Genomic DNA, 12678 nt, shown 5'->3' with positions numbered 1-12678 from the left:
GCGCCCTTTGACAACCCGGCCTTCATCTCCGAAGTGCCCGCCCAAGGCCTGGACCGGTTGGCGGCGAAAGTTTCGCAAAACTCCATAGCGTTCGACCATCGTGCAGCTTCTCAGCAAAGCCAAGACATGCACACGGACGACCTGCAAAAAATCCTTTACTTGCAGTTTGTTGATGGAAAAACTTCAGGTACGGTGTCAGAGCGACCAAAAGCAGCTCGCAAGCTTTCAGGACCACGCTCCACCAACAGCTCACACCACCAGACTTGCGATCACATTGAAATGTGCTACACCGACGCCATGAGCACATCGACAATCACACAAGTCCGCACCCTGATCGAATCAGGTACACATTCAAAAGCCGGAATTGCACGCGCTGCTGGCCTTCACGCCAATACACTGCGCGATGCAAGTGAGGCTGATTGGAACCCCACGGCCGAAACTCTCGCTAAATTGCAGAAATTTCTCGACGCAAATGACAATTCTCCAGTCCTCGTCGGAGCGGAGGAAATCATCGATGAGGCGCGAAATGGACGAATGTACATCCTTGTCGATGATGAAGACCGCGAGAATGAAGGCGATCTGATCATTCCTGCGCAAATGGCAACACCGGCGGCTGTCAACTTCATGGCTACCTATGGGCGTGGCCTAATCTGTTTGGCACTCGATAAAGCGCGGGTGGACCAATTGGGCCTCGACCCGATGAGCCGAAACAATAAGGAAAGCATGCAGACCGCCTTCACCGTCTCTATCGAAGCGAAGGAGGGGGTGACCACCGGTATCTCAGCTGCAGATCGCGCGCGAACGATTTCAGTCGCGATTGACGCAAGCAAAGGCGCCAATGACATCGTCACACCGGGCCATGTCTTCCCGCTTATGGCGCGCGAAGGAGGCACTCTGGTAAGGGCAGGTCATACGGAGGCTGCGGTTGATATTTCGCGTCTTGCGGGCCTCAACCCATCTGGCGTCATCTGCGAGATCATGAATGATGATGGGTCCATGGCGCGGCTTGATGACCTTATTGAGTTTGCCCGCAAGCACGACATGAAGATCGGCACCATCCGCGACCTTATCGCCTATCGGATGCGCAACGACCATTTGATTGAACGCGTCGATGAACGCAGTTTTGAGAGCGATTATGGCGGCCAATGGCGCATGATCACATATCGCAACACGGTGTCCGATAACGAGGCATACGTGCTGCAAAAAGGGCATATCACGCCCGATGAGCCCACCCTCACCCGCGTTCATCCGATTTCGGTGTTTGACGACGTGCTTGGGGCTCCTGGGCCTCGTAAGCGCACTTTGCAGCGAGCAATGGGTGCGATTGGCGACAAAGGGGCCGGCGTGATTGTGATCCTTACCCAGCGCGTTGGTCAGGGGGAGAAATGGACCGCGGATGAAGAGCACCGCAACATCGGGATCGGTTCACAGATACTCGCTGATCTGGGTGTGCAAGAGATGACCCTTTTGTCCAATTCGCGCCCGGACCTCGTGGCTCTTGAAGGCTACGGCATCTCTGTTGTGGGTCATCAGCCGATACCCAGCTGATTTGGCAGGGCCCATGACAAGGCCCAAGACAAGGCCCAAAACAAGGCCCATGAGCCGCGTTTGGATTTAACCAGCGGCCATCGCGCATCCTCACTAGCTTTCTGGCTTTATTTCGCCCATTTGGCGCAGTGAGGCCCCATCCCGTTTAATCAAAGGACATCCATCCATGGCGAAGTTTCTCATTGTCGAGGCGCGTTTCTATGAAGCGTTTAATGATCAACTCATCGCTGGCGCGAAGGCCGCACTCACTGCTGCAGGGCATGATAGTGAGGTCTTAAGCGTACCTGGAGCGCTTGAAATCCCGGGTGCGATTGCGCTTGCCGCCGAGAGCGGAGAGTATGACGCATTCGTCGCCATCGGTGTGGTGATCCGGGGTGAAACCTACCATTTTGAAATTGTCGCCGGGGAAAGCGCCCGTGCCATCATGGCGCTTACTATGGATGGGATCGCGATTGGAAACGGTATTCTCACCGTCGAGAATGAAGCGCAGGCACAGGTTCGTGCTGACCCTGCCCAAAAGGATAAAGGCGGTGAGGCGGCCAAAGCGGCCATTGCATTACTGGAGCTTGCATCGCGCTTTGATGCATAAAGCGCATCAGACATGCCGCCATCGCGCTGTGAGTTGTAAAAGCCTTTAAAGTGCCTCGACTTATGCACCGCTCTACGTGATTTTGCGTATATACTGGTTTACCTCAGGCGCGTATAACTCCTTACTTGGGGATCTGGTTAGGATTGCCTTGGTGCACACAAATACAGACGGGTGCTGACGCGATCAGCCACCGGTTATGGAGATGGAGGAGGGGATGATCCAACTCACCGCATGCGAAATCGATGAGCTAAAGTATTGCGAACGCGAGCTTGAGCGCGTTTTGGGATTGCTTGACGCGGCAGGCGCAGGCATCGCCGCCATCCATGTCAATGCTGCGATCGAACAGCTTAAGAAGAACATTGACGCGATTGGCGGATCAGATGGACCCGGCGAGGGACCGTTCTTCTTTCCTGAAAACAAAGGCTAACTCCTCCGAAATGGCTTAAAACCATCGTTTTCGAGCCAAATCGGCGCAAACTTAAGCCCAATCTACGCAGTGTCCCGTAATGTACGCTCTAGTGGTTTTGCCTAGCATTTCCGAGGGCGAGCGATCCACTTAATCAGGCCAATCCGGCTTGGCGCCGCCCGCTTGAAGGTGGGCTGGGGCAATGGACTGTGTCTTCATTCAAAACGCAAGGGCACCGAGCAAGGTGTTGTTCCGTTATACGGATGAGCGGCCTATCGCCCCCTCCCTCAACTTCTTATTTTACTTAAGAAGCCGGGCACAACCCCACAAAAATGCTCATTTAAATGGGCCCTTCGCATCTCTTTTTATGTTGGCGAAAGCGCTGTTCGATAAGCCGGGCGAGCTTCGCGCTAGCAAAAAGAGCAATCCCCTAGATCGCACCGGGCACACACGGCTCGATGAGATAGATATTTAAGGAGGAGCTGATGCTTAAAGACATTGCTCAACCCCAGCCGGAAATTACGCCAAACACTGCCACAGTTAACGGCTCCGCTTCCGAAACCGATCTGGGCGCATTGGCTGAACACTTGGCTGTTATCGCCGATGCCTTGCGCAAGACCACCCAAAGCAACCTCCATGCCGGAGGAACACAGCAAGTGGATGGCACAAGCGCCTTGGTCAAAGCCTCAAGCGACATCGCCAAAGCCGTCGCACAATACGCCGTTAGCCCCAGCACGGCCCCTGCAGCGGATGTGCACTTTGATGCAAAAATGCGGCGCAGAAAGTTTTCAGCCTTAGCCCGCGAAGCTTACGCTGTGCGCAGAAGGCGCGCCATCCTCTTTAAGAGCGAAGACCTGTTCGGCGAGCCTGCCTGGGATATTCTCCTGGACCTCTACATAGCGCACAGCGAAAGCAAGCCGGTTTCCGTCTCTAGCGCCTGTATTGGCTCAGCTGCTCCACCAACAACGGGCCTTCGCTGGCTTGGCGTCTTGTCTGACCATGGCCTTATCCTGCGCGAACATGATCCCGAGGACCAACGCCGCGTGCTGGTGCGTCTTACGGAAAAAGGCCTTGGCGCAATGGACGAATATTTCAACAGCATCGCACACACCGCTTAAGCTGTGGGGTTTGCTGCTAGCGCTACTTACTCAGCGAACCAAAACAACCGCGACCTGCGTACACAGCGCTGTCGCCAAGCTCTTCTTCGATACGGATGAGCTGATTGTATTTCGCCAGCCTGTCCGAACGTGCGAGCGATCCGGTTTTGATCTGGCCGCAGTTCGTGGCCACCGCTAGGTCTGCAATTGTTGCATCCTCGGTTTCGCCTGAACGGTGGCTCATCACCGAGGTGTAACGCGCACGGGTCGCCATATCGACAGCGGCAAGTGTCTCGGTCAGCGTGCCGATCTGATTGACCTTCACCAGAAGCGAGTTGGCAAGCCCGTCTGCAATCCCCTGCCCCAGGCGCGCCGGGTTGGTGACAAACAGGTCATCACCCACAAGCTGGACCCGGTCGCCAATAGCTTTGGTGACAGCTGCCCAGCCCTCAAAATCGTCTTCGCTCATCCCGTCTTCGACAGACAAGATCGGATAGTCATCGCACAGCTTTGCAAGATAGTCCGCCATCCCTTGTCCATCGAGGCTGAGCCCCTCGCCAGAAATCTCATATTTGCCATCGCGGTAGAATTCGGTCGCGGCGCAATCGAGTGCGAGCACGATGTCCTCGCCTGGTGTAAAGCCTGCTTGCTCAATTGAGGCCATGATGAAATCGAGCGCCGCGCGCGTGCTGGCAAGGTCAGGAGCAAAGCCGCCTTCATCACCAACGCTGGTTGCCAGGCCTTTATCATGGAGGCCCTTTTTCAGCGTGTGAAACACTTCAGAGCCCCAACGAACCGCTTCGGCAATGCTGTTGGCACCCACAGGCATGATCATGAATTCTTGGATATCGATAGGGTTATCGGCGTGCTCGCCCCCATTAATAATGTTCATCATCGGCACGGGCAGTACGTGCGCCGCCACGCCGCCAAGGTACGAATAAAGCGGAAGGCCGCGTGCATTGGCGGCTGCCTTTGCCACCGCAAGGCTGGTGCCAAGAATAGCGTTTGCACCAAGCCGGCCCTTGTTCTCGGTCCCATCCAGAGCGATCATCGACAAATCGACGTCGCGCTGATCTTCGGCATCATATGCGCCAACGAGCAGATCGCGGATATCGGTGTTGACCGCTTCAACAGCTTTCAAAACGCCTTTGCCCATGTAGCGGGACTTGTCGCCATCGCGCAGTTCAACCGCCTCGTGTGCTCCGGTGGAAGCGCCCGATGGAACCGCCGCGCGGCCAAAACTACCGTCGTCGAGCAAAACATCCACTTCGACCGTCGGATTACCCCGGCTGTCGAGAATTTCGCGGCCATGAATGTCAATTATCGTTGTCATTATTGGAACTCCGGGGTGAGAAACGTATATAACCAGGGGACGCCCGGTGTTATCCCCTACCCCGGATGCCCGCATCACTGCTTCGCCCCGCCCTTTATGCGCGCGAGGTTCAGGGTGCAAGACACATAGGTTTGCATGAGACAACCTTGCATGACACACGCTTGCACTTAGGTTATAGTGCAACGCACAAAATTCGAAGGCTGAAAGACCCCATGGCAGAAACAAAGACGACAAAGACAACGCGCTCAACTGCTGGCAAGACGCCCGCCAAGACAACCGCAAAACGCACAACAACACGAAAAGCGGCTCCCAAGAAGACTGCCGCGACTAAGGCTCCCGCGACTAAGACCGCCGCGACCGCCAAAAAAACTGAGGCGCAAACCGCAAGCGCTGGCACCGGTTCAGGCGAAGCGAAGAGCCGGTTCAATGCCGCTCTTGCAGAAGCCAAAGCGGGTGCCGCAGCGCTTCGTGATGAAGCAAGCAACCGAGCCAATGAAGTGCGTGACAATGCAAAAACCCGCGGAGATGACGTAATGTCCGATGTGAAAGAATATGGCGACAAGGCCAAAGCGCGCGCAGGCGACCTGGCAGTAGAGGGCAAAGCTGCGGCTAGCGATGCGATTGCCTCGGTCGGTAAAGCTGTGGGCGATACCGCGGCCCAAATTGATGAGCGTTTCGGCGAGCAATATGGCGATTACGCCCGCTCAGCCTCGCGTACTCTGGCGGAAACCTCGGCCAAGCTTGAGGCGAAGAGTATCGAAGAGCTTGGCGACGACACACGAGCAGCCATCCGCAAGAGCCCTGCCACCGCAGTGGGTATTGCCGCTGTGGTCGGTTTCCTTATCGCACGCCTATTCCGCAACCGCTAAGACCGTATTTGGCGGACCCAAAGGGGGACTGAATGGAGGAGGCTCGAAAGCCCGTTGACGTCAAAAGCGTCGAAGGTGCTGCTACTGAAATGGACGATACCAATCTTGAGGAGGCGCAGGAAAACCCTGAGCCTCCTTTTGACCCTTCTTTGCTGGAAGAAGCGGGCGCGCTTATCGACAATGCGCGCACCTATGCCGAGGCAGAGCTGGGTTTTCAGAAAACCCGGGCCGCTTTTGCGGGCCGGTTGATCGGTGTCTCGCTTGGCCTCGTTATTCTGGCCATCGTCATACTCCACATCGCACTTTTGGCCCTTGCAGTGGGCCTAGTCCTCGCGCTTGCGCCGCTTGTAGGCATTTGGGGAGCAATTGGGATCGTCGTTGGAGGGCTGATACTGGTTGTAGGCCTCCTTGGTTACGGCGCATATACACGGGCTCAAAAGCTCGCCTCCCTTTTTGCATCCCCCAAAGAGGAGGGCGCATGAGCAATATCGAACAGCGCCTCGCAGATTATCGTGCGCTACGCGATACCTCGAAAGAACAGCTCATGGCGGAGGTCGAGCACGCGCGGACGACTTTTTCTGCCAAGGGGCTCACCACACGCTATCTCGGCGGCGTGGCTGAGGGGGCTAAGGATGTGTTTGAAGTCGCGAAAGTCCACACGGTCGATAATCGCGGGATCATCGCCATTGTCCTTGGCGCCCTTGCCCTATGGTTTGGCCGGGAACCTTTGTTAGCTGCTATGGCTGAAGAGCTGGACGATATGTCAAATGACGACGTTCAGCTGAGTGAAACCGACCCAATGCCAGAAGAGCCCTCTTCCGGAGATACAAATGACAATTGAGACTACCCCCGACGCCATCAAGCGCGATGAATTGCGCCAGAAGATCGAGGCCAATGAGCGCCGAATTGCGGAACGCACTTTGGGCGAGCAGGCCAAGGAAACTGTCGATGCTGCTGTGAATTACACACGTGAAAACCCGCTGAAGGTTATTGGCGGGGCAGTCGTGGTGGGCGTTGCAATTGGCCTCATGACCCAGCCAGGGCAACGCGTGGCGGCCAAGGCTGCGACCAGTGCGGCGAACGCTGCGACGGGTGCTGCCACAAAGGTTGGCGGCGCGGCAAGCAGCGCTGCGGGCACCGCGGCTGATACCGTCAAGAATGCAGCCAAAGACCGAACAGGCGCGATCTGGACGCTTTTTGCCGATGCAGTCGTCGGCTATGCGATCAAGCTGATCGATGACGCGCTTGGCGGGGCAAACGCAGGAAAAGATACTCTTGAAGATCTTGGCGACAGCGCAGCCTCCAAAGCACGAAACCTTCGGCGCGAGGCGAGCTATATGGCTGGCAATGTCGCTGACAAAAGCCGCACTGCGACGCGCAAGACCAGGCGCCGTGCAGAACGCGCCGTGCGTGACCTTACCGACAAAGTGCGCCACTAACTGCGTTAGACATTAGTATGCACTGAACTTGTGCTTGGGGTTTGGTTCCACTAACCGGCATTCATAACCGAGGCTTTCGCCTCCATCTCGCCTTTCTGTCTCCTCCCCAAGGAAAAGTTCAATGGAAGAAGCAACCCCAAGCCAGCGCCTCCACCTCGTGATGGGTGGCCGTGTCACTGACCCGCGCGGTCACGATTTTGCAGACCCGGAAAGCCTGCACGTCGTGGGCATATTCAGCTCTTATGAAGCCGCCGAAGACGCATGGCGCGCGCAGGCTCAGCGTACGGTGGATGATGCAGAGATGAAGTATGTCATCGTGCACATTCACAAGCTGCTCACCCCAGACGCTTAAACGCAGCTTTCACTGAGATGTCCTACACGCTTCGCCCTTACGAAGTGGGCGATGCCCCTGCCCTTGCCGCCCTTACTTTGGACGCGATCCAGACTATTGGTGCGCGCGGATATTCGCCTGAACAGGTGAAGGTTTGGTCAGCAGGGCATATCCAGGCAGAGCGGTTTGCCGCGCGCGCTGAGGCAGGACATCACATTTATGTGATGATCGATGAGACCGGCGAGATTGCCGCATATGCCCTGCTTGAGCCTGATGGCCATCTGGACATGCTCTATTGCTCGCCCGACCACTCTGGTCGCGGGTTGGCTGCAAGGTTGCTCGATCATGCACAAAGCGAGGCGATCAAAATGGGTGTGAGAAAGCTCTATACCGAGGCAAGCGAACTTGCGCGCGGTCCCTTTGAGCGTGCGGGATATGTGATGCTAGAGCGCCGGGATTTTGAAATGCACGGCGTTGCCATTCACAATTATGCGATGGAAAAGCCTTTGAAATAAGGCCTTCGCACCCCAAACTTTAGATAAATTCGATCTTCTCGATAAGGTAGAACTTATCGCCAGACGGCACAGAGACTTCGATCTCTTCCTCAACCTGCTTGCCGATAAGCGCACGCGCGATTGGCGAGGAATAGGAAATGCGGCCCTGCGATGCATCCGCTTCGGTCTCACCCACGATTTGATATTTGACGGGTTTGTCGTCCTCATCAAGCAAGGTCACAGTCGCCCCGAAGATCACCTTGTCACCAGACAGGGTTGTCGGATCAATAATCTGCGCGCGGCTGATCTTACCTTCAAGATCACCGATTTGCGCCTCGACCTGACCCTGACGCTCTTTCGCCGCGTGATACTCGGCATTCTCGGAAAGATCGCCATGCGCGCGCGCTTCCTCAATCGCGTCAACAATCCTTGGCCGCTCCTCGCGAAGTGCCTTAAGATCGGTGGTTAGACGCTCATAACCTTCCGCGAGCATCGGAACCTTATCCATCGTAGCCATTCATCGTTCTTTCTCTCTGGACGCGCTGTCCCATCTAGGCCCCATTTCATCCGGGAAATTTCGCCTGTGACCGCCTCATGAGAAGCGGTCTCGTACATGCGAAATGAGGGGAAAAGCGTCTGTAATTCTCAGCTATAGTAGTCTTGCAACGAGCGAACTTCAAGTTGTGAGGGCTCAAGCGCCTTAATTGACGCTGCGACCGCGCGCGAGGCGGTGGCTGTTGTGTAGTAAGGAACCTTCTTTTCCAACGCACTAGCGCGGATCGATTTGGAATCGAGAAGCGATTGCCAACCTTCGGTCGTATTGAAGATAAGCGCGATTTCTCCATCGATAATCTTATCAACGATGTGCGGCTGTCCCTCGGCGACTTTGTTGACGCGTTCCACCGCAAGGCCCTGTTCGCTAAGATAGCTTTGCGTACCGGCCGTGGCGATCACTTTAAATCCGTGTTCGAGTAAGTCTTGCACTGCTTGGATTATGACCGCCTTGTCCGAATTCTTGACCGAGACAAACGCCGTGCCGCTCTGAGGCAAGGTCATCCCAGCGCCCAATTGCGATTTGAAGAAGGCGGGCTCAAAGGCGACGTCCATGCCCATCACCTCGCCGGTGGACTTCATTTCGGGCGACAACACAGGGTCTGCGCCGGGGAAGCGGGCGAAGGGGAACACGGCCTCTTTGATTGCCATGTACGGCAGATCGCGGCGGAAGGGTTCGAAATCAGCCAGTTTCTCGCCAGCCATGACGCGGGCTGCGATTTTGGCGACCGGTTGTCCGATGGCTTTGGCGACGAATGGCACGGTGCGGCTTGCGCGCGGGTTTACTTCGATGAGGTAGACCTCGCCATCTTTGACCGCGAATTGGACGTTCATAAGGCCGCGCACTTTGAGGGCGGTGGCCAGCGCTTCCGCCTGACGCTCCATTTCCTCAATGATCTCTTGCGGCAGTGAATAAGGCGGCAAGGTGCAGGCGCTGTCGCCGGAATGGACGCCCGCTTCTTCAATGTGCTGCATGACGCCTGCGATACGGACTTCGTCGCCGTCGCACAGCGCATCGACATCGCATTCGATTGCGTCTCGGAGGTATTGGTCGACGAGTACAGGGCTGTCACCGGACACGTTCACTGCGGTCTTGATATAGTCATCAAGCTGCGCCTCGCTATCGACGATCTCCATCGCGCGGCCACCGAGTACGAAGGAGGGACGCAGAAGCACGGGATAGCCAATACGCGCCGCTGCCGCCGCTGCTTCATCACGGGTGTATGCGATACCGTTATCGGGTTGTTTCAGTCCCAGCTCATTAACGAGCTTGGCAAACCGTTCGCGGTCTTCGGCGTGGTCAATGGCATCGGGTGATGTGCCAAGGATCGGAATGCCAGCATCCTCAAGCGCCTGTGCGAGTTTGAGCGGGGTTTGACCGCCAAATTGCACGATAACGCCAACAAGCTCTCCCGATTGTTGTTCGACCCGCAAAATTTCGAGCACGTCTTCGGCTGTCAGAGGCTCGAAATAGAGGCGGTCGGATGTGTCGTAATCGGTCGAGACGGTCTCTGGATTGCAGTTGACCATGATCGTCTCAAAACCCTGCTCAGCCAGCGCAAAACAAGCGTGGACACAGCAATAGTCGAACTCAATGCCCTGCCCGATCCGGTTGGGACCGCCGCCAAGGATGACGATTTTCTTGCGGTCAGAAACATCCGCTTCGCACTCAGGCTTGCCGAAAGTCGGGGCCTCATAGGTCGAGTACATGTAAGGCGTGATCGCCTCGAATTCGGCGGCGCAAGAGTCGATGCGTTTGAACACCGGGGTCACGCCAAGTTTTTGGCGAAGCTCACGCACTTCCTCTTCGCTGGTCGCCCCAGCCATGGCTTGAAGCGCGGTATGCAGAAGGCCTGAGCGCTTGGCCTGTGTTTCGGCAAGCCCGTCTTTCACACCAACCGAGCGCACGGCAAGGGTCGCAAGGCGCTTGTCAGAAAAGCCCATCGATTTAAGCTTGCGAAGGCCCGCTGCATCGCGCGGCAGACCGTCGGCCTGAACGCCTTTTTCAGCCGCGATAATCGCCTCGATCTGGCGCAGGAACCAGGGATCGTATCCGGTGACGTTTTGGATATCCTCAAGGGAAAGCCCCTCGCGAAACGCTTGCCCCACTTGCAGCAAACGATCCGGGGTGCGCTTGGACAAAGCGGCGGTGATGACATCTTTGTGGACGCCTTCAATCTCGGTCACCCGGTTGAAGCCGTCCAGCCCCGTTTCAAGGCCGCGCAATGCCTTTTGCACGCTCTCTTGGAAGTTACGGCCAATTGCCATCACCTCGCCAACCGACTTCATCGCGGTAGCAAGATAGGGCTCTGCGCCTTTGAATTTTTCAAACGTGAAGCGCGGGATCTTGGTGACGACATAGTCGATTGTGGGCTCAAAGCTCGCAGGCGTTGCCCCTGTGATCTCATTGGTGACTTCATCGAGCGTATAGCCCACCGCCAGTTTCGCAGCGACGCGCGCGATGGGGAAGCCGGTTGCCTTGGATGCCAAGGCTGATGAGCGCGACACACGCGGGTTCATCTCGATCACAATGAGCCGCCCATCCTTGGGGTTCACCGCGAATTGGACGTTAGAGCCGCCCGTCTCAACGCCAATCTCGCGCAGCACCTCAATCGAGGCGTTGCGCATGATCTGATACTCTTTGTCCGTCAGCGTCAGCGCCGGGGCCACCGTGATGGAATCGCCAGTGTGCACGCCCATGGGATCGACGTTTTCGATCGAGCAGATGATGATGCAATTGTCCGCCTTGTCGCGCACAACCTCCATCTCATATTCTTTCCACCCTAGCAGCGATTCTTCGATCAGAACCTCGGTGGTGGGAGAGGCATCGAGCCCCTCGCGCACGATCCGGTCGAATTCTTGCGTGTTGTAAGCAATCCCGCCGCCTGTGCCGCCAAGGGTAAAGCTTGGGCGGATGATCGAGGGAAGGCCTGTGCGCTTCACAATTTCGCGGGCTTCTTCGATGGTGTTCGCAACGCCGCTGCGAGCGCTTTCCAGCCCGATTTTATCCATAGCATCGCGGAAACGCTGACGGTTTTCCGCCTTGTCGATAGCGTCCGCCTTTGCACCGATCATCTCAACACCGTGCTCTTCGAGGATGCCCATTTCCTCCAAAGCCAGCGCGCAGTTTAGAGCCGTCTGCCCGCCCATAGTGGGGAGCAACGCGTCGGGCTTTTCTTTCGCGATGATCTTGGCGACGATTTCCGGCGTGATCGGCTCGACATAGGTCGCATCGGCGAACTCAGGATCGGTCATGATCGTTGCCGGGTTCGAGTTCACCAGAATGACCCGGTAACCCTCTTCTTTTAAAGCCTTAATCGCCTGTGTGCCCGAGTAATCGAACTCGCACGCCTGCCCGATGATGATCGGCCCTGCGCCAATCACAAGAATAGAGGAGATGTCATTACGTTTGGGCATTATTCGCTCTCGTTTTGGGGGCTGGCGTTTTGGGGAGTTGTTTCGGTGGTGTCGGGGTCAGTTTCGGGCTCAGGCTCAGCGGGCACAGGACCAACGTCGATCATGATAAGACGCATGCCCTCTTGCTGCCGGGCACAGCCGCTTGCGATCATGGTGGATTTGGGCTGGAGCCCGCCGCGCACACGATAAAGCGCAGGGTCGCGGCCAGTGAAGAAAGCGCCCTTCTCATCGACGGGTGTTTGCATGAAGATATCGACGGCCGTGGAGGTTTCATTGGTCGAGGTCATCGCACGATTGCCAGCGGTGTCGTCGCTTCCCTCCACCATCAGGCGCTGCATGTCCTCGAACGCCATCTTGGTGATGTCGAAGGTGAAGGTGGGGACGCCCATTTCCTCTGTGTAGTTGGCGAACTGGGACATGGGACCGAGGAGGCCAGCGACACGGGCCGGGCATTCTGCGCTCAGTTCAGTGCCTTCGCGCGGGTCCTCGGGGAAGAGGATGTGACAGCCGGTGAGGCTTAAGAGGGCGATTGAGGACAAAGCAGTGCGGATCATCGGACAGCTCCGCAGTCAGCGTTGCGAGCGAATATTACTGACGGGATAT

At 56.6% G+C, this 12678-nt stretch carries 14 protein-coding genes; 10 read left to right on the top strand and 4 right to left on the bottom strand.

Features of this window, described 5'->3' with window-relative positions:
• Positions 1-297: 297 nt before the first annotated feature.
• The 4 genes from ribB to AC0V61_RS14930 all read left to right on the top strand — a co-directional run bounded on the left by ribB (position 298) and on the right by AC0V61_RS14930 (position 3661).
• Positions 298-1548, top strand: coding sequence for a 3,4-dihydroxy-2-butanone-4-phosphate synthase (gene ribB / locus AC0V61_RS14945; RefSeq protein ID WP_486159588.1), 1251 nt, complete (start codon positions 298-300; stop codon positions 1546-1548).
• A 166-nt stretch (positions 1549-1714) separates the two neighbouring features.
• Positions 1715-2137: a 6,7-dimethyl-8-ribityllumazine synthase gene (gene ribH, locus AC0V61_RS14940; RefSeq protein ID WP_486158811.1), complete on the top strand. Its 423-nt coding sequence runs from the start codon at positions 1715-1717 to the stop codon at positions 2135-2137.
• 214 nt (positions 2138-2351) lie between these two features.
• The gene (locus tag AC0V61_RS14935) at positions 2352-2564 is read left to right on the top strand and encodes a hypothetical protein (RefSeq protein ID WP_486158810.1); all 213 of its coding nucleotides are present in this window, start codon (positions 2352-2354) and stop codon (positions 2562-2564) included.
• 464 nt (positions 2565-3028) lie between these two features.
• Positions 3029-3661, top strand: coding sequence for a winged helix DNA-binding protein (locus tag AC0V61_RS14930; protein ID WP_486158808.1), 633 nt, complete (start codon positions 3029-3031; stop codon positions 3659-3661).
• A 22-nt stretch (positions 3662-3683) separates the two neighbouring features.
• Here the strand turns inward: AC0V61_RS14930 and eno are convergent, their stop codons facing one another.
• A complete protein-coding gene (eno, locus tag AC0V61_RS14925; RefSeq protein WP_486158806.1) occupies positions 3684-4973 on the bottom strand; it encodes a phosphopyruvate hydratase in 1290 nt (429 codons plus the stop codon).
• A gap of 212 nt (positions 4974-5185) precedes the next feature.
• Here eno and AC0V61_RS14920 point away from each other — a divergent pair, with 212 nt between their 5' ends.
• The 6 genes from AC0V61_RS14920 to AC0V61_RS14895 all read left to right on the top strand — a co-directional run bounded on the left by AC0V61_RS14920 (position 5186) and on the right by AC0V61_RS14895 (position 8127).
• Complete coding sequence (locus AC0V61_RS14920) at positions 5186-5842, top strand: hypothetical protein (RefSeq protein ID WP_486158804.1); 657 nt, start codon at positions 5186-5188, stop codon at positions 5840-5842.
• Between the two features lie 32 nt (positions 5843-5874).
• Positions 5875-6324 (top strand): phage holin family protein, encoded by a 450-nt coding sequence (locus tag AC0V61_RS14915; protein WP_486158802.1) that lies wholly within the window; start codon positions 5875-5877, stop codon positions 6322-6324.
• The gene (locus AC0V61_RS14910; RefSeq protein WP_486158800.1) at positions 6321-6683 is read left to right on the top strand and encodes a hypothetical protein; all 363 of its coding nucleotides are present in this window, start codon (positions 6321-6323) and stop codon (positions 6681-6683) included. The genes AC0V61_RS14915 and AC0V61_RS14910 overlap by 4 nt, the downstream gene beginning before the upstream one ends.
• Positions 6673-7281, top strand: a complete 609-nt coding sequence (locus tag AC0V61_RS14905) for a hypothetical protein (RefSeq protein WP_486158798.1) — start codon at positions 6673-6675, stop codon at positions 7279-7281. Before AC0V61_RS14910 ends, AC0V61_RS14905 begins: the two co-directional genes overlap by 11 nt.
• A 121-nt stretch (positions 7282-7402) precedes the next feature.
• Positions 7403-7633, top strand: a complete 231-nt coding sequence (locus tag AC0V61_RS14900; protein ID WP_486158796.1) for a DUF4170 domain-containing protein — start codon at positions 7403-7405, stop codon at positions 7631-7633.
• Positions 7634-7650: 17 nt separating this feature from the next.
• Positions 7651-8127: a GNAT family N-acetyltransferase gene (locus AC0V61_RS14895; protein WP_486158794.1), complete on the top strand. Its 477-nt coding sequence runs from the start codon at positions 7651-7653 to the stop codon at positions 8125-8127.
• 19 nt (positions 8128-8146) lie between these two features.
• Here AC0V61_RS14895 and greA read toward each other — a convergent pair whose 3' ends face one another.
• The 3 genes from greA to AC0V61_RS14880 all read right to left on the bottom strand — a co-directional run bounded on the left by greA (position 8147) and on the right by AC0V61_RS14880 (position 12629).
• Positions 8147-8623 (bottom strand): transcription elongation factor GreA, encoded by a 477-nt coding sequence (gene greA, locus AC0V61_RS14890; RefSeq protein ID WP_486158792.1) that lies wholly within the window; start codon positions 8621-8623, stop codon positions 8147-8149.
• A gap of 128 nt (positions 8624-8751) precedes the next feature.
• The gene (carB, locus tag AC0V61_RS14885) at positions 8752-12075 is read right to left on the bottom strand and encodes a carbamoyl-phosphate synthase large subunit (protein ID WP_486158790.1); all 3324 of its coding nucleotides are present in this window, start codon (positions 12073-12075) and stop codon (positions 8752-8754) included.
• Positions 12075-12629, bottom strand: a complete 555-nt coding sequence (locus AC0V61_RS14880; protein ID WP_486158788.1) for a hypothetical protein — start codon at positions 12627-12629, stop codon at positions 12075-12077. Before AC0V61_RS14880 ends, carB begins: the two co-directional genes overlap by 1 nt.
• Positions 12630-12678 lie beyond the last annotated feature (49 nt).

It is taken from the genome of Erythrobacter sp. JB1-4 (assembly GCF_057365025.1).
The sequence above is the reverse complement of the archived record's forward strand: the minus strand, read 5'-3'. Positions and strand labels throughout refer to the sequence as shown.

What these genes read in the sequence shown, in the direction of transcription:
- ribB (WP_486159588.1), top strand. Translation starts at nt 298, where the DNA reads ATGAGCACATCGACAATCACACAAGTCCGCACCCTGATCGAATCAGGT.
- AC0V61_RS14895 (WP_486158794.1), top strand. Translation starts at nt 7,651, where the DNA reads ATGTCCTACACGCTTCGCCCTTACGAAGTGGGCGATGCCCCTGCCCTT.
- AC0V61_RS14920 (WP_486158804.1), top strand. Translation starts at nt 5,186, where the DNA reads ATGGCAGAAACAAAGACGACAAAGACAACGCGCTCAACTGCTGGCAAG.
- AC0V61_RS14915 (WP_486158802.1), top strand. Translation starts at nt 5,875, where the DNA reads ATGGAGGAGGCTCGAAAGCCCGTTGACGTCAAAAGCGTCGAAGGTGCT.
- AC0V61_RS14880 (WP_486158788.1), bottom strand. Translation starts at nt 12,629, where the DNA reads ATGATCCGCACTGCTTTGTCCTCAATCGCCCTCTTAAGCCTCACCGGC.
- greA (WP_486158792.1), bottom strand. Translation starts at nt 8,623, where the DNA reads ATGGCTACGATGGATAAGGTTCCGATGCTCGCGGAAGGTTATGAGCGT.
- AC0V61_RS14905 (WP_486158798.1), top strand. Translation starts at nt 6,673, where the DNA reads ATGACAATTGAGACTACCCCCGACGCCATCAAGCGCGATGAATTGCGC.
- AC0V61_RS14910 (WP_486158800.1), top strand. Translation starts at nt 6,321, where the DNA reads ATGAGCAATATCGAACAGCGCCTCGCAGATTATCGTGCGCTACGCGAT.
- eno (WP_486158806.1), bottom strand. Translation starts at nt 4,973, where the DNA reads ATGACAACGATAATTGACATTCATGGCCGCGAAATTCTCGACAGCCGG.
- AC0V61_RS14900 (WP_486158796.1), top strand. Translation starts at nt 7,403, where the DNA reads ATGGAAGAAGCAACCCCAAGCCAGCGCCTCCACCTCGTGATGGGTGGC.
- AC0V61_RS14935 (WP_486158810.1), top strand. Translation starts at nt 2,352, where the DNA reads ATGATCCAACTCACCGCATGCGAAATCGATGAGCTAAAGTATTGCGAA.
- carB (WP_486158790.1), bottom strand. Translation starts at nt 12,075, where the DNA reads ATGCCCAAACGTAATGACATCTCCTCTATTCTTGTGATTGGCGCAGGG.
- ribH (WP_486158811.1), top strand. Translation starts at nt 1,715, where the DNA reads ATGGCGAAGTTTCTCATTGTCGAGGCGCGTTTCTATGAAGCGTTTAAT.
- AC0V61_RS14930 (WP_486158808.1), top strand. Translation starts at nt 3,029, where the DNA reads ATGCTTAAAGACATTGCTCAACCCCAGCCGGAAATTACGCCAAACACT.